Genomic DNA, 19,553 nt, shown 5'->3' with positions numbered 1-19,553 from the left:
TTAGAATAATCTTCAGAATCAGCCTAATTTTTTAGCTAAGTAACTCCCATACTCTAGACTATCCTATGTGAATTGTTGTGGACAAATAAAAATTGTGCAACATCCATATTAGGATAATGACATATAATAAAACCTTGCTTAAGACCCTGACATCCATCACTTCCCAAATCTACAATGGGCTTTAAGGGAGTTATATCCACTTCAGATGGATATTAAGGATAAAAAATCAACAATAAATAAATTCTATTCGCTGGTGATCCCATGGCAAATGATAAACTGATAATACCGGAAATAGATGCTGATAAGACCCTGAGAAACATATCCAATTTCATCGAGTATTCTCTAATCGAATCCAATGCACAGGGCCTGGTCATGGGCCTCAGCGGAGGTTTGGACTCATCCACCGCGGCCATGATTTCGGCCAGTGTGGTGAATCCGGAAAAGATACTGGCTCTAGTCATGCCCAGCAGCAGCACCCCCAGGGGTGATGTGGAGGATGCGGTGGAACTGGCCCAAGAGCTGGGAATAAAATATAAAGTCCTGGATCTGGATCCTCTCCTGGTACCGGTGGAGAATATCTGTAAAGGTGGCCTGAATGAGGAACACATACACCTGGCCCAGGCCAATCTCAAGGCCCGGATGCGGATGATGATCCTCTACTACCATGCCAATGCCCTGAACCGGTTGGTGGTGGGCACAGGCAACCGCACTGAACTGTTGGTGGGATACTTCACCAAATATGGGGATGGAGGGGCAGACATATTACCCCTGGGGAACCTGTACAAAACCGATGTACGCCATCTGGCCATAGATCTGGGTATACCTGCTTCCATTCTGGAAAAAAAACCCACTGCCGGGTTGTGGCCGGGACAAACCGACGAAGAGGATTTGGGGATCAGCTACGGACTCCTGGATAAGATACTGTACCTTATGGTCGATGAAAAACTGGATGAAGATGAAGTAGCCGGTAAACTGGGTATCAGTACCAGAGAAGTGATTAAGGTTCGGATCATGATGCAACAGGCACAACACAAACTACAAACTCCCCCCATTGCCGAAATAGAAAGATGAGGATGAGACATGTATGCAATGATTTACATAACCACCTCCGGAGAGGAAGAATCAAAACAAATAGCTAAAACCCTCCTGGAAGAGAGAACCGTGGCCTGTGCCAATATCATACCCTCCATGAAATCATTTTACTGGTGGGAGGGTGAAATTGAGGAAGATACCGAGTCCATACTCATTCTGAAAACCCGTTCTGATAAACTGGATACCCTAATAAAGCGAGTTAAGGATCTACATAGTTATGAACTGCCCTGCATACTAGAAATATCCATCCAGAATGGTTCGGAAGATTATCTGAAATGGTTAGAGGATTCATTGCAGGGTTAATCTAGATAATAAGTTATTTTATTAATTTTATGGCGGTGATTGATTGACAGCTACCGATATGGAAACTAAGTGGCAGAGAAAGTGGCAAGAAGCAAAATTATTTCACTCTAATCCGGATGACCGGGAGAAACTATTTTTAACCGTGGCCTATCCCTACCCCAGCGGGGCCATGCACGTGGGTCACGGACGAACCTACACCGTACCCGATGTTTACGCCAGATTCAAGCGGATGCAGGGATATAACGTTCTTTTCCCCATGGCCTGGCACGTAACTGGTGCACCGGTAATAGGAATTGCCAAGCGGATAGAAAGACAGGATCCCTGGACCCTGAATATCTATAAAAATGTGCACAAAGTGCCTGATGAAGAACTGAACCGTTTCACTGATCCCCATTACATTGTGGAGTACTTCAGCAGCGAGTACCGGGATGTGATGACCCGGCTGGGCTATTCCATCGACTGGAGGAGGGAGTTCAAAACCCTGGATCCCCACTACCAGAAGTTCATCAGCTGGCAGTTCCGGAAACTGAAAGAAAAGGGACTGGTCCGTATCGGAGCTCACCCGGTGAAGTACTGTCCCGAATGCCAGAACCCGGTAGGGGACCATGACCTCCTGGAAGGGGAGGGAGTGGGCATAAACGAGTTAACCCTGGTGAAATTCCACTTCGGCGATTCTTATCTGGTGGCCGCTACTTTCCGTCCGGAAACCCTCTTTGGAGCCACCAATATCTGGCTGAATCCGGAAGAAGAGTACATTAAAGTGAAATACCAGGATGAGGAGTGGATAATCAGTAAAAAATCCTTTGACAACCTGGTAAACCAGAAAGAGGTTGAAATTGTGGCAGAAGTTGATGCAGGAAGGATGATCGGCCAGTACGTGCAGAACCCCCTCACTAAAGAGGAACTCATAATTCTCCCGGCCTACTTTGTGGACCCGGAATATGCCACCGGAGTGGTTTATTCCGTACCAGCCCATGCTCCAGCTGATTACATAGCCCTGGTGGACCTTAAAAAAGACCATGAAACCCTAAATAAGCACCAAATCCGGGAAAAAGTGGAAAAAATCAAGCCCATAGGCCTTATCAGGCTGGCTGGATTCGGTGAACACCCGGCCGTGGAAATGGTGGCCAAGATGGGGGTGGAAAACCAGAAGGATCCCAAGCTCCAGGAGGCCACCAATGAGATGTACAAACTGGAACACGCCAAGGGAATTATGGATGAACACATCAACGACTACGCGGGAATGAAGGTCCCTGAAGCCCGGGATGCAGTCATAGCATTGCTTCTTGATTCTGGGAAAGGGGATAAGATGCATGAATTCGCCGAAAGGCCGGTGATATGCCGTTGTGGTGGTAAATGTGTGGTCAAGATCCTGGAAGACCAGTGGTTCCTCAAGTACTCCGACCCGGAGTGGAAAAAGTCCACCCTGGACTGTCTCCATCACATGAACGCTGTTCCGGAGGAGATACGCCAAAACTTTGACTACTTCATAAACTGGCTCCATGACTGGGCCTGCTCCCGTCGTATAGGTCTGGGAACCCGTCTTCCCTGGGACCAGCAGTGGCTCATCGAACCATTAAGCGACTCCACCATCTACATGGCCTACTACGCCATCGCCACCCACCTGAAGCAGATGGACCCCGAAAAACTGGATGATGCCTTCTTCGACGGAGTGTTCCTAGATGCAGAATATTTCCCATCCAACCCTGAATTTGCCGATTGCAAGGATGAGTTTAACTACTGGTATCCGCTGGACTGGAGACTGTCCGCCAAGGACCTGGTGGGCAACCACCTTTCCTTCCACTTGTTCCACCATTCAGCCATCTTCCCCCGTGATAAATGGCCACAGGGAGTGGTAGTCTTTGGAATGGGCCTGCTGGAGGGTCATAAGATGTCCTCCTCCAAGGGGAACATCGTACTGCTGGAGGATGCCATCCAAACCCACGGGGCCGATGTGGTGCGCCTGTTCTTAATGTCCTCAGCCGAGCCCTGGCAGGACTTTGACTGGAGAGAGAAGGAGGTAATAGGCACCAAGAAACGTCTGGACTGGTTCCTGGAATTTGCTGACCGGGTGGACCAGTTACACGGCTCCCAGATCCAGCTAAAAGATCATGTGAAGCCCCCTATGGTTAGTCGGGCCATCAACTCCTGGATGATAAGTCAGGTCAACCAGAGGATCAAGGACGCCACCCAGGCCCTGGAAGGATTCCAAACCCGGAAGGCACTCCAGGAATCACTTTTCCTTTTCAAGAAGGATATCGACCATTACCTGTACCGGGTTAACTCCCTGCTGTCTGATCCGGCAGCCAAAGAGGAGATTGCAGAGGTACTGGCCTATGTGCTGGGAATCTGGATACGACTTCTATCCCCCTTCACCCCCCATGCCTCGGAAGAACTGTGGGAACGGCATGGTGGTGACGGATTTGCATCAGAGGCTCCCTGGCCCGAGTATGATTCGGATTTAATCGATGAAAAGGTGCAGAAGGGTGAAGAGATAGTGCAGGGACTGGCCGATGACATCCGGGAGATAAAGAAGATCACCAAATCCCAGCCCCAGAAGATACACATGTATCTGGCGTCGGATTGGAAGTGGAAGGTCTTCGAAATTGCCAAGAGAGTAGGTAAACCCGATATTGGCAGCATCATGCGTCAGGCCATCCAGGAAAATGTGCATGATGATAAGAAGGAATTATCCGGATTTGCCCAGAAGATAGCCCGGGAGATGACCCGGATCCACTATGTGGGTTGGATAGATGAGTACCAACTTATCACCGACTCCCTTGATTATCTGAGCCAGGAATCAGCAGCAGAAATAATGGTACACCAGGATGCTGATTATGATCCCCAGAACAAGGCCCGTAATGCCCTACCCTACAAACCTGCTATTTATCTGGAATGATATTATTTCGGGGTTGTTAGGTGCAAATCAAGCCCATGGAGGAAGAACATCTGACCAGATTGTGGAACTGGATTTTCTGGCATTTGTTCGGGAACAGCCCCGATCCTTAACCAATTTACAAGGCTTAAGAGCACTGGACCCCCAGGGTTGTCACGTAATCTTGGATAGTGAAAAAGTCTGGGGCTACTGTTTCTGTAAGACCCTGGGTAGCGAGGGATACCGGGTCCGGTGGGGGGTGAAATCATAAACCCCCTCCAGAAGAAAGAGCCGTTAGGTGTCCTGGCATCCTATACCGGCGTTTTTTTCCATCTTTGGGGAGTTATCGGGCCTTCACCATATCAAAAAGATGTATTAGGGTTGGCTTTGAAAAATTTTAGGGAAACCCATGTGCCAGGGGAAATTCTCCTGGAGGTTAACAGCCGCTACATAAACTGTTGATTTTCTACTGGAGAATAACTTCCAGATACAAAAGAGTGTTAATCGTATGTTATTAACTGATTTTGAGGGTCAGCATCTTAAGGAAAGTTCTCATTTCGTTATGAGAGCCTGGCACGCCTGATTCTTAGTATTTAGGTCGGGTTGAACTATTTTTAAAAAAAATTATGGACATTCAAGCCCATAATAGAAGACCAACAGTTGATTGCTTTTTATATTCACTAATAAGTTATAACTTATAACTTATAATTGTCAGGTTTTTAGCTTTATTTAACAGGGTTACTCAAGGTTCCCACACCCTCCACCGTGGCCTCTGCCACATCTCCCACCTGCAGCTGGCCCACTCCGGGTGGGGTGCCAGTAGCTATGACATCCCCGGGGTTCAGGGTCATGATGTGGGATATGAAACTGAAAAGTTCCTCCACTGGGAAAATCATGTTCCTGGTGTTGGAATCCTGTCTTAACTCTCCGTTAACGTGCATGGAAATCTTCTGATTAGCCGGGTCCATTTCGGCCTCCATCCAGGGACCTAAGGGACAGAAAGTGTCGAAACTCTTGGCCCGGGTCCACTGACCATCCTTCTGCTGCAGATCCCGGGCGGTAACATCGTTAAGCACGGAGTAACCGGCAATAAATTCGGGAACATCTTCGGGAAGAATTTTATGGGCAGTCTGACCCACTACCACTGCTAGTTCGGCCTCGTAGTCCACCTGCCGGGACTCGGGGGGGTAGATTATGGCCTCGTCATGACCAATAACCGTGGTGGGGGGTTTTAAAAACAGCACAGGCTCATCGGGAAGCTCCATATCCAGCTCCTTGGCGTGATCCCGGTAGTTCAAACCCACACAGACCACCTTGGAAGGATATACTGGGGGAAGGATTTTAACCTCATCCAGGGAGTGGGAGTTCCCCAGTTCCGGGCAGGAGCCAATTTGAGGGACAATCCTGGATTCGGATGAAACTTCATAAACCATGCGGTTTTTTAAAATTCCAACTGCCTCATTGTTATCCTTTTGAAATCTTAAAATCTTCATGTAACCCTCAGATTAAGTTCATATTATCCTTTCAATGGGTACCACCAGGATGTCCCGGGCTCCAACTTTTTTAAGCCGGTTCACCACCTTGAAGACTTCCTGTTCATCCACCACCGCGTGAACTGCCACCACATCCTTATTGGAAAGTACCTGGGACACGGTGGGTCCGGTGAGGCCGGGCATGGCCTTCTTCACATCCTCCAGGAACCGTTCCTCCACGTTCATCATCACCAGTTTCTTACCCTCCGCATCCAGAACTGCCCGGATACCGGTCCGCACCGCTTCCATTTTGTCACGTTTCTCCTGGTAACTTTGGGGGTTGGCTATGAGTTTGATTGAACTTTCCAGGATGTTGTCCACGATTTTAAGATGGTTCATCTGCAGGGTGGTTCCGGTGCTGGTGATATCAGTTATAAGATCCGCCACTCCGATGAAGGGGGCTATTTCGGTGGATCCGGACAGTTCCACGATACGGGCGTTGATGCCCCGGGTGGATAGATAATTCTGGGTTAGGTGGGGGAACTCGGTGGCCACTATCACTTCATCTTCCAGGTCTTCCGGACCGTTGATGGGGGAATCCTCCGGAGCGGCCAGAACCAGACGGGCCCTTCCAAAGTTAAGGTCCTCCAGGATCTCCACCTCCGCGTCATGTTCCCGGATAAGATCCAGGCCAGTCATCCCCATATCGGCCGCACCATCCGCCACGAATTCGGGAATATCCGCAGCCCGGGTGAACATGACACTTATGTCATCATCATAGGTATCTGAGAACAGCTTACGGTTAGCAGCATCTTTAAGCCCAATACCTGCCTTATCCAAAAGTTTCACGGCTGGGTCGCTGATCCTGCCCTTGGAAGGTAATGCAATCCTTATTTTCATGAATAATCCTCCTTTAAAAGGTGATAAATCGGTATAACAAGCATTCTAAATCCTTAAATCAAGGCGAAGTCTGAGTGTTAGCTATTTAATGTTTTTGTTCCCATCTTTATATCCTGTGGGGCAAAATCCCCACTTTTAACTCCTTTTTTTAACATTTCTGAGGGAAATTATATTATTATTGGGAGTATACATAGAATTTGTCGTTTTTATTTGTTATATGGCTATATTTTTTAAATCTATATTTTGGACATTATCATTTTCAATGGGAATGCATTACATAGAAAAATTTTAACCATTAACAAATCGATTAATCCCCTGAGCATATTTTTCAAGTGCAATTATATTACTCTGTTTCGATATAATAACTTAAATTATACTTTTTTTTAGAACTGGTGTTGTCTATGGAAAAAAAATTAAAGGGAAAAAATTATGGTGAATTCCCTATTGTTGCTATTGGGGCATCAGCTGGTGGTTTTGATGCTCTTAAAAAGTTTTTTATTGCCATGCCTTCAGATAATCCTGGAATGGCTTTTTTCTTGGTGCAACACTTGGACCCGGCACATGAAAGCACCATGGCTGACCTTATGGGCAGATATACAACGATGGTGGTGGTTCAGGCCGAAGACGGAATGAAAGTGGAACCTGACCATCTATATATAATTCCTCCTAACAAGGACATGGGGATGATGAATGGAATTATTCAATTAATGGATCCATCCGAACCTCACGGGCTGCGGTTACCCATCAATTACTTTTTAAATCATTTGGCTGATGATCAAAAAGAAAATTCTATTGCTATAATTTTTTCAGGGTATGGAAGTGACGGGACTTTAGGTATAAAGGCTATAAAGGCTGCTGGAGGGATGATCATGGCCCAGGATCCCGAAACTGCTGATTCAGATAGCATGCCTAATAATGCCATCCAAACTGGATTGGTCGATTTTATTTTGCCTCCTGAGGAAATGCCTGAAAAAATGATTTCTTACGTGAAATCAGCCCATAAAACCATTAATAAAATTCTTACTCCTAAGGAAGAATCTGAGCAGGCATTACGGAAGATATTCATGCTGGTTAGGAGTCGTACCGGGCGCGATTTTTCTTATTACAAAGAAAACACGGTTTATAGGCGAATTGGCAGACGTATGAACGTTCATCAGATTGAAAACATACCTATCTACCTCCGTTATTTGCAGGAAAACCCCCTTGAAATCGACATATTGTTTAAAGAACTTTTGATCAATGTGACCAACTTCTTTCGTGATGATAAAGCATTTGATTCTCTTAAAAATAACATAAGAGATTTGATCATTGAAAAATCAGATGGAGACAATATTAGAGTATGGGTACCGGGCTGTTCCAGTGGCGAGGAAGTTTACTCCATAGCCATAATAATTAACGAGTTGTTAGAAGAGTCAGGGAAAAACCTCGATGTGCAGATTTTCGGTACTGATATAGATACAGATGCAATCACAACTGCACGCTCTGGAACATATTCCACTAGTATATCCGCAGATGTTAACCCAGAACGATTGAAGAAATTTTTTGTAAAAAAAGATAACATCTACATTATAAAAAACCATATCCGGGAAATGGTAGTTTTCGCTCCCCACGACGTCATTAAAGATCCCCCTTTCACCAGAATAGATATATTATCCTGTAGAAACCTATTAATTTATCTCAATGGTGATGCACAAGAAAAAACAATTTCTAATTTTAACTATGCAATTAATAAAGATGGTCTTTTATTTTTAGGACCTTCAGAAAGTGTGGGAGGATTTGTTGACGCCTTCAACGCGCTAGACAAAAAGTGGAAAATATTCAGGTGCATAAAAACACCGAATTTGTTCGCAGGTTTGTAGAAGCGAACCCTCTCCCTCAAACAATGGATATAAATTTAAATGGATTTAAACCCCAAAAAGGTGATTATATAGGTGTAAACATTCCAGTTTCAGTGGAAAAAGAACTTTTAAAACTATATGTGCCTCCTTCAGCCATAATCACGGATTATGGGGAAATTCTATACATACATGGGCGTTTAGGGAAATATTTAGAGCCGGCCCAGGGCAAACCTACTCTAAATATTTTTGAAATGGCTCGGGAGGGCCTTAAGTTTGAATTAAACTCCGCCATAGAAAGCTCGATTTCAAACAAAAAGGAAATCTTACTGGAAAATCTGAGAATAAAAAATAATGGAGCACACATTCTTGTAAATCTCAGTGTTAAACCTTTGAAACTTAAAGGCACAGAAGGATTATTTATTGTTTCTTTTAAAGATATCCAAATGGGGCAAGATGCAAAAAAAGGTGAGATAAAGCTTGATATTGTATCTAAAGGTGATAAAAAGATCCGGGAATTAGAGAATGAGTTGAAATTAACTAAGGAAAGATTGAACGTTACCATTGAAGAAATGAAAAGCTCAAATGAAGAGCTTCGATCAGCCAACGAAGAACTGCAATCCATGAATGAGGAGGCACAGAGTACTAATGAGGAACTGGAAACTTCCAAAGAAGAACTGCAATCCATTAACGAGGAGATGGTCACGGTAAACAATGAACTGCAAATGAAGATTGACGAGTTAACCAAGGTCAAGGATGACATGAATAATCTCTTCAATAGCACAGAAATCGCTATTATCTTTTTGGACCGGGATTTGAATATACGTAATTTTACCAAAGAAGCCACCAAACTCATAAAAATGATAGATTCTGATGTGGGACGTCCGCTAAGCGATATAGCCTCTAATTTAAAATATGACAAACTACTGGAAGACGTTGATCAAGTACTAGAAAAAGCCATTTTTAAAGAAATTGAAATAGAAACACAGGATGGAAATTGGTTGTTAACCAAAATTATGCCATATAAAACCTCTAATAATGTAATTGATGGAGCGGTTATTACATTTAATAATATCAACGAAAGGAAAATGCAAAGTAGAAATGCTATGGATGCTCCAAAAAGCTGAATTCACTAAGTATTTTATATATTTTGCAGGTTTTTGCAGGTGATGGGATGGATAAGCACACATCAAAGTTCCAAATCCTCCGTAATAAAGCAGAAGAATTGTTGGTTGAAAATAAGTATCATTCCCCTATAATCAAGACGGAACTCGATGCTTTAATACATGAATTAGAAGTTTATCAGATTGAATTAGAAATGCAGAATGAAGAGCTTATAAGAACTCAGATTAAATTGGAAGAATCCAGAGACGATTATATTCAGCTTTATGATTTTGCTCCCGTTGGTTATTTCACACTCGATCAGAATTGGATTATAAAGAGAGTAAACTTGAAGGGATCAGTTTTTTTGGGCGTTCCTAGGAAATATTTGATTGATAGTGCCTTTTTACGTTTTATAAAGCCAGATTATCGTGAAAAGTTTTATGAACTTTGCAAAAATGTTAGGAAAACGAATTTAAACTACAATTGCGAAGTTGAATTAGTATCTGATGATATTAATCCTTTTTTTGCCCATTTAGATACTATTGAAATGGTGGATGATGAGGGTAACTTCAAAGAATTTATGATCACAGTAACTGATATTTCTGAAATTAAAAAAACTGAGTTAAAACTAAAAGAGATCTCAAAAAATCTGGAGAAACTAGTTGAAGAACGTACCGAAGAATTGGAGTTATCAAATGTATATAACCGTAGGCTTATTGAGACTTCTTTAGATCCCTTGGTCACCATTGGTCCTGATGGTATGATTACTGATGTAAATAGGGCAACCGAAGTTATCACTGGCTATTCTCGAAATGAAATCGTAGGTTCTGATTTTTCAAATTACTTCACCAATCCCAGGGAAGCTAAAAAAGGGTACAAACTCGTTTTCGAAGAGGGAAAGGTAAGGGATTACCCTTTGGAGATTATAAACAAAAATGGAAATATTACACCTGTTATGTATAATGCTGCTGTTTATAAAGATGAATTTAATGAAGTAATAGGAGTTTTTGCTGCCGCACGTGACATTACTGAAATTAAAAATGCAGAAAAAGAACTACGGCAATACTGGAAAAGTTTGGAAGAGCAAGTAGAACTACGCACTGAAGAACTTGCCAAACGTACGGAAGAGCTTTCTAATTCTAATGCAGACTTGAAACAATTTGCCTACGTAGCATCTCATGACCTGAGGGAACCTCTACGTATGATCACCAGCTTTTTGCAGTTACTAGAGCAACGCTATAAGGACCATTTAGACCAAGATGCCATCGAATTTATTGGTTTTGCAGTGAATGGTGCAAGACGTTTAGATAAAATGATCATGGATTTATTAGAGTACTCAAGCGTAGCCAATAAAGAAATGATGTTTGAAGACGTGGATTTAGAAGAAGTTTTATATCACGTTAATACAAATCTTAAAGTCTTAATTGATGAAAATAAAGCTACTATAACCTTTGATTCATTACCCACCGTTAAAGGTGATGCTTATCAGATGATTTTATTATTCCAGAATCTCATAAGTAACTCAATCAAGTATCGCCGAGAAGATGCCCCCAAAATCAATATCATCGCTGATAAAGAAGCTGATCGATATGTTTTTAGTGTGAAAGACAATGGGATGGGTATAGATTCTAATTATCTGGAAGGGATTTTTAACATTTTCAAACGCCTGCACACTCACGAGGAATATGAAGGTACAGGAATTGGGTTGGCCATTGCACAAAGGATTGTGCATCAGCATGATGGAAAAATCTGGGCAGAATCAGAACTTGGAGAAGGAACTACTTTTTACTTCATTCTACCGGTTCCATAGAATAAGATACTCAAAACTTATTCTCCAAATATTTCTTTATTACTTTGCTATGTTAAACTAATGGTTATAACTCTTTTTAGTTAATTATTTCAATTCTTCACCATTTCTGGCTAATTTATGGTCTTCTTTAAATAGAAAATTTGACAAATTAAAAATTAGAGGGTTATTTATATAATAAGGTGTGCCCCATGGAAACCCAGAGTATACTCATAAAAAACGTTACGATGCCCCTGTCCCCGGTTAAAAAGGGTTCGGTGCTCATTGAAAATGACCTAATCCTAGAGATAGGTCCGGATGGAGGAGACCAGGCCGATGTGGTTATTGATGGTGAAGGGAAGGTGTTGATCCCGGGACTGGTGAACACCCACACCCACCTCTCCATGACCCTCCTCCGGGGAATGGCCGATGACCTGCCTCTGCAGACCTGGCTGGAAGATTATATATGGCCGGCGGAAGCCCATCTGGAGGGAGATCACTGCTATGCGGGAGCGTTACTGGCGGCTCTGGAGATGATCCGGACCGGCACCACCTGCTGCAATGATATGTACTTCTTCATGGATGAAGTGGCCCGGGCCCTGGATGAAGCCGGCCTGCGGGGTGTTGTCAGCCATGGAATGATCGACACCGGTGATGAGGAAAAACGAAAAAAGGAGATAAGGGAAACTCAACGCATCATCGACAAGTGCCATAACACTGCGGAGGGCCGGATAACAGTGGCTTTGGGCCCCCACGCACCGTACACATGTTCTGAGGAACTTCTGCGCTGGAGTCGTGAGAAAGCAAACCAGGAGGATCTTCAAATACACATCCACGTCTCCGAGACGGAAGGTGAGGTTCAGAATGTCCTGGAATCAACCCAGAAAAGACCATTTGAATATCTGGATAGCCTGGGTCTGTTGGGGCCGGATATCTTGGCCGCCCATGCCGTATGGCTATCAGAAGGGGAGATTAAGCTCATCAAGGAGCGAGGGGTGAAGTTATCCCATAACCCGGTGAGTAACATGAAATTGGCCTCAGGAATCTCCCCGGTAACCAGACTTGTAGAAAAGGGAGTTTGTGTATCACTGGGAACCGATGGCGCCGCCTCAAATAACAACCTGGACCTCTTCCAGGAGATGAAAACTGCCACCTTACTGCAGAAGGTTAACCTGATGGATCCCACAGTCCTTCCCGCCGGGAAGGTGATGGAGATGGCCACCAGTGATGGTGCTGCTGCTCTGGGATTGGAGGATGAGATCGGGACCATCGAGGTGGGTAAAAAGGCTGACCTGGTGCTGGTGAATATGATGGCCCCCCACCTAACCCCCCAGAGAAGCCCCCTGTCCCATCTGGTCTACTCCGCCGGAGGATCGGATGTGGATACCGTAATCTGCAATGGACAGATACTGATGCAGGAAAAAGAAGTACTGGTCCTGGATCCGGTGGAAGTGATGGAAATGGCCCAGGGAGCATCAGAGGATCTGCTACAAGAAGTTAGGTGAAAAAAATGGTGCACAACGGAATACTAACCCTCTTCGACATTGACGGCACCCTGGTCCGAGGTGCCCGCTGCCACTACCAGGCCTTCGTCCAGGCTGTGGACAAATTCTATCAGATGAGGGAGGACATCAGTGGAATTAACTACGCCGGAAAAACCGACCCCCAGATCCTGAGGGAAGTCCTGGAACTGGGTGGAGTAGAAGAAATGACCATACAAAAGAACTTCCAGGCCTGCCTGGAGTACATGACCGGCTACTACCAGGAACACGTTCACCAGGAGAACATACAAGTACTGGGTGGGGTGAAAGAACTCTTATCCCAACTCAAGAATGAGGAAGTCCTACTGGGCCTCACCACCGGGAACCTGGAACCCATCGCCCACGCCAAACTGGGCCGGGTGGGTCTGGACAGTTACTTCCCCTTCGGTGGCTTTGGTAGTGACAGTGAGCAACGGCCGGGTCTAGTGAAAAAGGCCCTGGAACGGGCCAGGAATATACACCACTACCAGGGAGATCGTATATTCGTCATTGGAGACACTCCCCGGGATGTGGCCGCCGCCAAACCCTTCCAACTTCATACCATGGCCGTGGCCACTGGCAGTTACTCCTCCCAGGAACTGGCCAATTCCGGGGCGGACTACGTCCTGGAAGACTTGAAGGATCTGGACCGGATCCTGGAAATAATCAATCCCTAGCTTAGGGGGAAGTAATATTTCTATGGATTTTGAAGATATCATAAGAAAGCTTGAATCTCTATCAAATCCGGAGGATGTTGAGGGGCGAGCAAGATTTGGGATACACTCCCAAATGTCTTATGGAGTAAGAATGCCTGTATTAAGGCGTATGGCGCGTGAAACTGGTAAAAATCATGAACTTGCTGAAAAACTCTGGAAATACGGATACAGTGAAACCAGAATCATGGCGAGCATGATAGACGATCCCCAACTGGTTACAGAAGATCAAATGGAACGATGGGTTGTTGCATTTGATTCATGGGATGTTTGCGACCAGTGCTGCATGAATCTTTTCCGTAAGACGCCCTTTGCCTATAAAAAAATATCCGAGTGGAGCAAGAGGGAGGAAGAATTTGTTAAAAGGGCGGCCTTTACCCTGATTGCAACCTTAGCTGTCCACGATAAAAAAGCAGACGATGAGAAATTCATCGAGTTATTCCCCCTAATTATTAGAGAATCCACTGATCCCCGCAATTATGTAAAAAAGGCTGTTAATTGGGCTTTAAGACAGATTGGGAAGAGAAACTTGAATTTGAATAAAGAAGCCATTGCCGTTGCTGAAGAAATAAACAAAATTGATTCAAAAACTGCCAGGTGGATCGCTTCGGATGCGTTAAGGGAGCTGAAGAGTGAGAAGGTTCAGGAAAGACTCTTAATAAAAAATCTTTTTTAAATTTCTAGTGGGGTCTCAAATCTCGCCCACCAAAAACCACATGCTCCAAAAACAGCACCGTTAACACCCCCATCACAAACCCGTTACCCAGTAAGGGACGGATCACCAGGGGCAGCTGGCTGGTTACCGCTGCAGGTAGGAAAGCCACCACGGTGCCGATGATAATGGGCAATCCCACCACCAATCCATGGTCCAGGGTCTGAAAGGCCTGTTTCTCCAGGGCCAGGAGGAATGCAGCTGCCATCTGGGCGGTCATAACGTAGATGAGGATGGTTCCCACCACCGGGGAGGGTATGCTGCTGATGAAGCCCACCGCCAGGGGGGAACATGCCAGGAGGAGTAAACCCACCGATGCCGGGATCAGGGTATAACGGGATGCGTTTCCAGTGGCAGCGATGACCCCGGGGCTCATTGAATAATTCACTGGACCTATAACACCTAAGAGTCCGGCTAAAACGTTCCCCACCCCGGTTAAAGTGATACCCCGTTTTACCCGGTTTTCCATTTCATCGGCCCCCAGAAGGGATCCTACTGCTTGGATAGACCCCAGATCATTGATGGCCAGGGCTAAAAAGCAGATGAGGAATGCCACCAGCATGGTCAACTCAGGAACAGCCAGGGAACTGGCAAACCCTCCGGGAAGGGCCAGAATATGTAAATCAGGGGGAAGGGGTGTTAACACTCCAAAAAGAGCATAATAGGATAAACTACCCAGGATCATTATCCACAGGGGTAGGGTTGATTTCCACAAGCCTCTCAGCACCCGGTGGGATAGGAAGACCAGTAAAGTCAGGGTAATGGCGAATATCAGGTTGTTACTGGATGAAATTCCGCTGCCGGTGGTGATGAGGTTGAGGATGGTGGGGGAGAGGGTGAAAGCGATGAGTAACAGGATGACCATGATTACTCGGGGGGTGAATAACCTTTTAAGGTAGGTGAAAAGTCCGCTACCAGCCACCACGCCCAGTACTGCTCCCCCAATGATGATGGAGGTGTTGATGGCACCACTCGTCTGTCCCTGGCTGGCCAGAACGGCTATGAGGAGCACTGCTGCCGGTCCCACCACCAGTGGCAGCTTATGCCCATACAGTAACTGTACCAGCATCACCGCCCCCACCATCAGGAGCAAACTCTGCAGGTAGGATATGTTGATACCACCTCCATTGACAGCTGCCAGGATGTTGCCGATGATTATGATGGTGGGGATGGTCACTGCCAGCCACTGCACCCCAAAAATCAATGTCTCGGTGCGTGGCGGCTTATCCTCCAGTCCGTATTTAAAATACATTGCATCTCTTATGTAAATCATTACTTATACTCTTTTTTTTACTTAGAAGATTTTAAACCCATTTCTTTTAAAATAAGAACTATTACACCGGCCCAGTATCAACTATTATTAGGTGGAAAATCATAATATTGATTTAAAGAGGTGGGTGATCATGAGTTACTTTTCCGAGGAAATGGAAACCATGGACCGGGACCAGCTGGACGCCCTGGTCGATGAACGTATACATTACACAGTCCAGTATGCCGCGGAGAACTCCCCATTTTACCGTAAATGGTTCCGTGATAACAGGATTAATCCTTCCACCATCAGGGAACACGAGGATCTGCGGGAACTGCCAGTCATATCTGGTAAAGATGTCCGGGAAAGACAGCCTCCCGAGACCGAGGAATTTGAGTTCAAGTGCATAGACTGGCCGGAGGTGTACACCATCCACGAGACCAGCGGCACCAGTGGAAACCCCAAATCCTTCTTTTTAACCTGGGAAGACTGGAACCGCTACGCGGAGAAGTACGCCCGGGCCTTCACCTCCCAGAAATTCACCTCCGGGGATCGGGTGGTGGTATGCGCCTCCTATGGAATGAACGTCGGGGCCAACACCATGACCCTGGCCGCCCAGAAGATCGGAATGTCCATCATCCCCATGGGACGCTGCACCTTCCCGGTAAGCATCATGACCAAGTACCACCCCACCGGAATCGTGGGTAGCGTCTTCAAACTGTTAAGACTGGCTAGAAGAATGGAATCAGAAGGATTAAATCCCCAGGAATCCAGCATAAAACGACTGATAGCAGGGGGTGAGAGTTTCGCTGATGAATCACGGGCTTACCTGGAGGAAGTGTGGGATGTGCCGGTTTACAACACCTACGGCAGCACCGAGGGGACTATGTGTGGTGAGTGCCACGAGAAGGTGGGCCTGCACGTACCAGAAGACATGGTGCACCTGGACGTTTACGACCCGGCTCTGGACAACTTCGTGGATGATGGAGAGTGTGGTCGGATAGTTCTAACCACCCTACTACCTCCGGGGGGTAAGACCGGAACTTTGCTCTTGAACTATGACACCGAAGACACCACGGTGGTGGTATCCCGGGATAAATGTCCATGTGGACGCACCCACCTCCGGATCATGAACCCGGAGAGGGAAGCCGAGACCGTTTGGGTAGCGGGAACCCCATTTAACCGAGTGGATGTGGAGAGGGGGGTATTTCAGCGGGATAATATGGACTATCTCACCGGGGAGTATGAGGCCTTCCTGTACGGTGATACTGAGGAAACCACCTTCCGGGTGAGTATGGAATGTCTGGACAGCAGTGACTGTGCCAGGGATCTGGTTCAGGAGAACTTCCTTAAAAGTTTCTTACAGTATCGGCCACTCCTATCTGAAGCATACCAGGATGGTAGCTTTAACATCCTCTTCAACTTTACTGAACCAGGCGGACTAGAATTTTACCACATCAAGGGCCGACCAAAGCGTTTAGTGGACCGTCGCTGATAGGATATTAAAAAGAATAAATTGGGAAGCATCGCCCTAAATCAAAGAGTAACTTCCACTTCCTTCTGGCGAAGATATTCCTTAACTTCCTGGACACTAAAGGTGCGGAAGTGGAAAACCGAAGCCGCCAGGAGTATGGTAGCACCACCATCTTGCACTGCATCGTAGAAATGTGATAATTTCCCAGCGCCACCGGAGGCTACCACTGGTAGATTAACAGCATCCGCGATTGCCCGGGTATATTCCAGGTCGTAACCATCCTGGGTACCATCACCATCCATGCTGGTAGGCAGGATCACCCCGGCTCCCAGTTTTTCACATTCCCGGGCCCACTCCACAGCATCAATACCCACGGTCTTGGTACCGCCAGACACCACCACCTCAAATCCAGAGGGCATATCCGGGTTCCGGCAGCCATCAATGGCCACAGTTATCCGATCCGACCCAAACTTCTGGGCGGCTTCCTTGATCAGGTCCGGATTATTTACGGCGGCGCTGTTCATGGACACCTTGTCTGCCCCGGCTTTAAGAGTCAACTCTATATCTTCCAGACTGGAGATACCTCCCCCCACGGTGAGGGGAATGTCAATAACCGAAGCCACCTTTTCCACCCATTCCAGGCGGGTTCCCCGATTTTCCAGGGTGGCGGCTATGTCCAGCATGGCCAGTTCATCGGCCCCCTCTTCCTGGTACAAAGCAGCACATTCTGCCGGGTCACCGGCATCCTTCAGATCCACAAAATGTACACCCTTCACTACCCTTCCATCCTTCATATCCAGGCACGGCATGATTTTCACGGTTGTCATGATTCACATCTCCTAACTATTATTATCCTGAACCTATATGAGTACCCATATCCTAATACCAAGGAGATACATAATCAGTTTGTAGTTAATTTATAACCGGAGAGTACCATGCTCAACGCAGACACATACATAACCTCCCAGAAGGGGATCGGCGGCCAGATCAGGACCAGATACGAGGATTTCTACGTGGAGGAGATACCCGAAAACCAGCCCAGCGGGGAAGGACCCAACACCTGGATCTTCATAGATAAAATCGGCAGGAACACCCTGGACGTGGTGCTGGACATAGCCCGGGAGCTTAAAATAAGTCGGAAGCGCATGGGATTTGCGGGGATGAAGGACAAAGCCGCCCACACCCGACAGTGGCTCTGTGTCAGTAACATCACCCCTGTTGAACTAACTGGCTTGGAGGAAAAGCTCTACGGAGTGAAAGTCCTGGAGATAAGGGCCAACCAGAAGAAGCTTAGGATCGGCCAGTTAGTGGGAAACAAGTTCCGCATACTCATCCGGGAAACCGAGAACCCAGCTACCGATGCTATGACTGCAGCGGAGATACTGGAGGATCTAAAAATTAGGGGGGTGCCCAATTACTACGGCTGGCAGAGGTTCGGTCAGAAGCGTCCCAACACCCACCGGGTGGGGGAGGCCTTGATACATAATGATCTAAAAGGGGCAGTTGATTCCTATATTGGAAACCCCTACCCGGATGAGGCCCCGCACATTCAAGCCGCACGTAGAATGTACGACGAGGGGGAATGGATGGAGGCCTTAGAGAGCATGCCCAGAGGGATGCGCTACGAGAAGATGATGCTCCGCACCCTGCTGAAGGAAAAGAAGAAGAAAGAAGAACTGGATGATAAATCTTACATCAAGGCCCTGCACAGTCTTCCCAAGCCACTCAGCCGCATGTTCGTCCACGCCTACCAGTCCTACCTCTTCAACCAGGTGGTGAGTGAACGTTGTAAGCTGGGCATTGACCGGTATGTGGAGGGCGACATCGTCATAGACAACGAGGAGCACCTGGTCCATGAAATCGGTGATGATATTGATGAGAGGATACAAGACTTCAAAGTCCACCCCACCGCACCCCTCTACGGCACCAAGGTCCCCCTGGCCACCAGGGAAGTGGGCAAGATCGAAGAAAGGGTGTTAGAAGAGTATAAATTAAAAAGAGAAGACTTCAAGGTACCCCTGATGTCCCGGTTAGGTAGTCATGGGCTGCGAAGGGCTATACGCTTCAAAATCTGGGACGTATCATCTGAAGCTACTCCGGAGGGAGTGCTGGTTGAGTTTTCCATTCCCAAGGGCTGCTATGCCACGGCGGTTTTACGGGAGATAATGAAGGTGGATTTATATTAAAAAATAAAGGTTATAATCAAATCTTAAACCTCTTCTTCAACTCCTTAGCTGCTATATCCTCAATTCCCTTTTTCTTCTTTTTCTTATGATGATGGCCCTTTTTCTTCTTAGTCTCTTTTTCCAGGGCCTTCTTACCTTCATTAATAACCATCTTCTTAAGATCCATGCTCTAACTCCTTATTCCTCGGCATATTTTCCAGGGTCGTCCTCGAAGGCCTTCTTACAACCCGGAGCGCAGAAGTAGTACTTCTTGCCTTTGTATTCGCTCACCCACTTGGCGGTTTTCTCGTCCACGTCCATCTTACATATGGGGTCCACAGCCATACCATATC

At 46.2% G+C, this 19,553-nt stretch carries 18 protein-coding genes; 12 read left to right on the top strand and 6 right to left on the bottom strand.

Annotation, left to right across the window (positions count from 1 at the left end; genetic code table 11):
• Nucleotides 1-261 precede the first annotated feature (261 nt).
• The 4 genes from FGU46_RS04755 to FGU46_RS04740 are packed head-to-tail and all read left to right on the top strand — an operon-like array spanning nt 262 to nt 4,541.
• Nucleotides 262-1,071: an NAD+ synthase gene (locus tag FGU46_RS04755; protein WP_286477598.1), complete on the top strand. Its 810-nt coding sequence runs from the start codon at nt 262-264 to the stop codon at nt 1,069-1,071.
• 9 nt (nt 1,072-1,080) lie between these two features.
• Nucleotides 1,081-1,395 (top strand): divalent-cation tolerance protein CutA, encoded by a 315-nt coding sequence (cutA, locus tag FGU46_RS04750; protein ID WP_286477596.1) that lies wholly within the window; start codon nt 1,081-1,083, stop codon nt 1,393-1,395.
• Nucleotides 1,396-1,453: 58 nt separating this feature from the next.
• Entirely contained in the window at nt 1,454-4,294 is a 2,841-nt protein-coding gene (gene leuS, locus FGU46_RS04745; protein ID WP_286478556.1) for a leucine--tRNA ligase, read from the top strand.
• 13 nt (nt 4,295-4,307) lie between these two features.
• A complete protein-coding gene (locus tag FGU46_RS04740) occupies nt 4,308-4,541 on the top strand; it encodes a hypothetical protein (RefSeq protein WP_286477587.1) in 234 nt (77 codons plus the stop codon).
• A gap of 454 nt (nt 4,542-4,995) precedes the next feature.
• On the opposite strand, the gene FGU46_RS04735 is transcribed toward FGU46_RS04740, so the two are convergent.
• Nucleotides 4,996-5,763 carry a fumarylacetoacetate hydrolase family protein gene (locus FGU46_RS04735; RefSeq protein ID WP_286477585.1) on the bottom strand — a complete coding sequence of 256 codons (768 nt, stop codon included), beginning with the start codon at nt 5,761-5,763 and terminating at the stop codon, nt 4,996-4,998.
• An 18-nt stretch (nt 5,764-5,781) separates the two neighbouring features.
• The gene (gene hisG, locus FGU46_RS04730) at nt 5,782-6,642 is read right to left on the bottom strand and encodes an ATP phosphoribosyltransferase (protein ID WP_286477576.1); all 861 of its coding nucleotides are present in this window, start codon (nt 6,640-6,642) and stop codon (nt 5,782-5,784) included.
• A gap of 401 nt (nt 6,643-7,043) precedes the next feature.
• Between hisG and FGU46_RS04725 the strand changes: the two genes are divergently transcribed.
• From FGU46_RS04725 to FGU46_RS04700, 6 genes are all read left to right on the top strand, one after another.
• Nucleotides 7,044-8,501: a chemotaxis protein CheB gene (locus tag FGU46_RS04725; protein WP_286477572.1), complete on the top strand. Its 1,458-nt coding sequence runs from the start codon at nt 7,044-7,046 to the stop codon at nt 8,499-8,501.
• A complete protein-coding gene (locus FGU46_RS04720; protein ID WP_286477561.1) occupies nt 8,450-9,604 on the top strand; it encodes a PAS domain-containing protein in 1,155 nt (384 codons plus the stop codon). Before FGU46_RS04725 ends, FGU46_RS04720 begins: the two co-directional genes overlap by 52 nt.
• 47 nt (nt 9,605-9,651) lie before the next feature.
• Nucleotides 9,652-11,391 (top strand): PAS domain-containing sensor histidine kinase, encoded by a 1,740-nt coding sequence (locus FGU46_RS04715; protein ID WP_286477555.1) that lies wholly within the window; start codon nt 9,652-9,654, stop codon nt 11,389-11,391.
• A 188-nt stretch (nt 11,392-11,579) separates the two neighbouring features.
• On the top strand, nt 11,580-12,872 hold the full coding sequence (locus FGU46_RS04710) for an amidohydrolase family protein (RefSeq protein ID WP_286477546.1): 1,293 nt from the start codon (nt 11,580-11,582) through the stop codon (nt 12,870-12,872).
• A 5-nt stretch (nt 12,873-12,877) separates the two neighbouring features.
• Nucleotides 12,878-13,564 carry an HAD family hydrolase gene (locus tag FGU46_RS04705; protein WP_286477544.1) on the top strand — a complete coding sequence of 229 codons (687 nt, stop codon included), beginning with the start codon at nt 12,878-12,880 and terminating at the stop codon, nt 13,562-13,564.
• Between the two features lie 22 nt (nt 13,565-13,586).
• Nucleotides 13,587-14,276 carry a DNA alkylation repair protein gene (locus FGU46_RS04700; protein WP_286477540.1) on the top strand — a complete coding sequence of 230 codons (690 nt, stop codon included), beginning with the start codon at nt 13,587-13,589 and terminating at the stop codon, nt 14,274-14,276.
• A gap of 4 nt (nt 14,277-14,280) precedes the next feature.
• Here FGU46_RS04700 and FGU46_RS04695 read toward each other — a convergent pair whose 3' ends face one another.
• Nucleotides 14,281-15,585 carry a uracil-xanthine permease family protein gene (locus FGU46_RS04695; RefSeq protein ID WP_286477533.1) on the bottom strand — a complete coding sequence of 435 codons (1,305 nt, stop codon included), beginning with the start codon at nt 15,583-15,585 and terminating at the stop codon, nt 14,281-14,283.
• Between the two features lie 130 nt (nt 15,586-15,715).
• Between FGU46_RS04695 and ftsA the strand changes: the two genes are divergently transcribed.
• Complete coding sequence (gene ftsA, locus FGU46_RS04690) at nt 15,716-17,056, top strand: coenzyme F390 synthetase (RefSeq protein WP_286477527.1); 1,341 nt, start codon at nt 15,716-15,718, stop codon at nt 17,054-17,056.
• 41 nt (nt 17,057-17,097) lie between these two features.
• Here ftsA and hisF read toward each other — a convergent pair whose 3' ends face one another.
• A complete protein-coding gene (hisF, locus tag FGU46_RS04685) occupies nt 17,098-17,862 on the bottom strand; it encodes an imidazole glycerol phosphate synthase subunit HisF (RefSeq protein ID WP_286477519.1) in 765 nt (254 codons plus the stop codon).
• A 108-nt stretch (nt 17,863-17,970) separates the two neighbouring features.
• Here hisF and truD point away from each other — a divergent pair, with 108 nt between their 5' ends.
• Nucleotides 17,971-19,221, top strand: coding sequence for a tRNA pseudouridine(13) synthase TruD (gene truD, locus FGU46_RS04680; protein ID WP_286477517.1), 1,251 nt, complete (start codon nt 17,971-17,973; stop codon nt 19,219-19,221).
• A gap of 16 nt (nt 19,222-19,237) precedes the next feature.
• Here the strand turns inward: truD and FGU46_RS04675 are convergent, their stop codons facing one another.
• Both FGU46_RS04675 and FGU46_RS04670 read right to left on the bottom strand, forming a co-directional pair.
• The gene (locus tag FGU46_RS04675; RefSeq protein WP_286477515.1) at nt 19,238-19,387 is read right to left on the bottom strand and encodes a hypothetical protein; all 150 of its coding nucleotides are present in this window, start codon (nt 19,385-19,387) and stop codon (nt 19,238-19,240) included.
• An 11-nt stretch (nt 19,388-19,398) separates the two neighbouring features.
• Entirely contained in the window at nt 19,399-19,545 is a 147-nt protein-coding gene (locus tag FGU46_RS04670) for a YHS domain-containing protein (protein WP_286477509.1), read from the bottom strand.
• Between the last annotated feature and the right edge of the window lie 8 nt (nt 19,546-19,553).

This window comes from Methanobacterium sp. CWC-01 (genome assembly GCF_030323845.1).
In the GTDB taxonomy this organism is placed as follows: Archaea; Methanobacteriota; Methanobacteria; order Methanobacteriales; family Methanobacteriaceae; genus Methanobacterium; species Methanobacterium aridiramus.
The sequence above is the reverse complement of the archived record's forward strand: the minus strand, read 5'-3'. Positions and strand labels throughout refer to the sequence as shown.

Coding starts and splice junctions, on each gene's coding strand:
- FGU46_RS04675 (WP_286477515.1), bottom strand. CDS start 19,387: ATGGATCTTAAGAAGATGGTTATTAATGAAGGTAAGAAGGCCCTGGAA.
- ftsA (WP_286477527.1), top strand. CDS start 15,716: ATGAGTTACTTTTCCGAGGAAATGGAAACCATGGACCGGGACCAGCTG.
- truD (WP_286477517.1), top strand. CDS start 17,971: ATGCTCAACGCAGACACATACATAACCTCCCAGAAGGGGATCGGCGGC.
- leuS (WP_286478556.1), top strand. CDS start 1,454: ATGGAAACTAAGTGGCAGAGAAAGTGGCAAGAAGCAAAATTATTTCAC.
- FGU46_RS04695 (WP_286477533.1), bottom strand. CDS start 15,585: ATGATTTACATAAGAGATGCAATGTATTTTAAATACGGACTGGAGGAT.
- hisG (WP_286477576.1), bottom strand. CDS start 6,642: ATGAAAATAAGGATTGCATTACCTTCCAAGGGCAGGATCAGCGACCCA.
- FGU46_RS04700 (WP_286477540.1), top strand. CDS start 13,587: ATGGATTTTGAAGATATCATAAGAAAGCTTGAATCTCTATCAAATCCG.
- FGU46_RS04670 (WP_286477509.1), bottom strand. CDS start 19,545: ATGGCTGTGGACCCCATATGTAAGATGGACGTGGACGAGAAAACCGCC.
- FGU46_RS04710 (WP_286477546.1), top strand. CDS start 11,580: ATGGAAACCCAGAGTATACTCATAAAAAACGTTACGATGCCCCTGTCC.
- hisF (WP_286477519.1), bottom strand. CDS start 17,862: ATGACAACCGTGAAAATCATGCCGTGCCTGGATATGAAGGATGGAAGG.
- FGU46_RS04715 (WP_286477555.1), top strand. CDS start 9,652: ATGGATAAGCACACATCAAAGTTCCAAATCCTCCGTAATAAAGCAGAA.
- FGU46_RS04755 (WP_286477598.1), top strand. CDS start 262: ATGGCAAATGATAAACTGATAATACCGGAAATAGATGCTGATAAGACC.
- cutA (WP_286477596.1), top strand. CDS start 1,081: ATGTATGCAATGATTTACATAACCACCTCCGGAGAGGAAGAATCAAAA.
- FGU46_RS04735 (WP_286477585.1), bottom strand. CDS start 5,763: ATGAAGATTTTAAGATTTCAAAAGGATAACAATGAGGCAGTTGGAATT.
- FGU46_RS04705 (WP_286477544.1), top strand. CDS start 12,878: ATGGTGCACAACGGAATACTAACCCTCTTCGACATTGACGGCACCCTG.
- FGU46_RS04725 (WP_286477572.1), top strand. CDS start 7,044: ATGGAAAAAAAATTAAAGGGAAAAAATTATGGTGAATTCCCTATTGTT.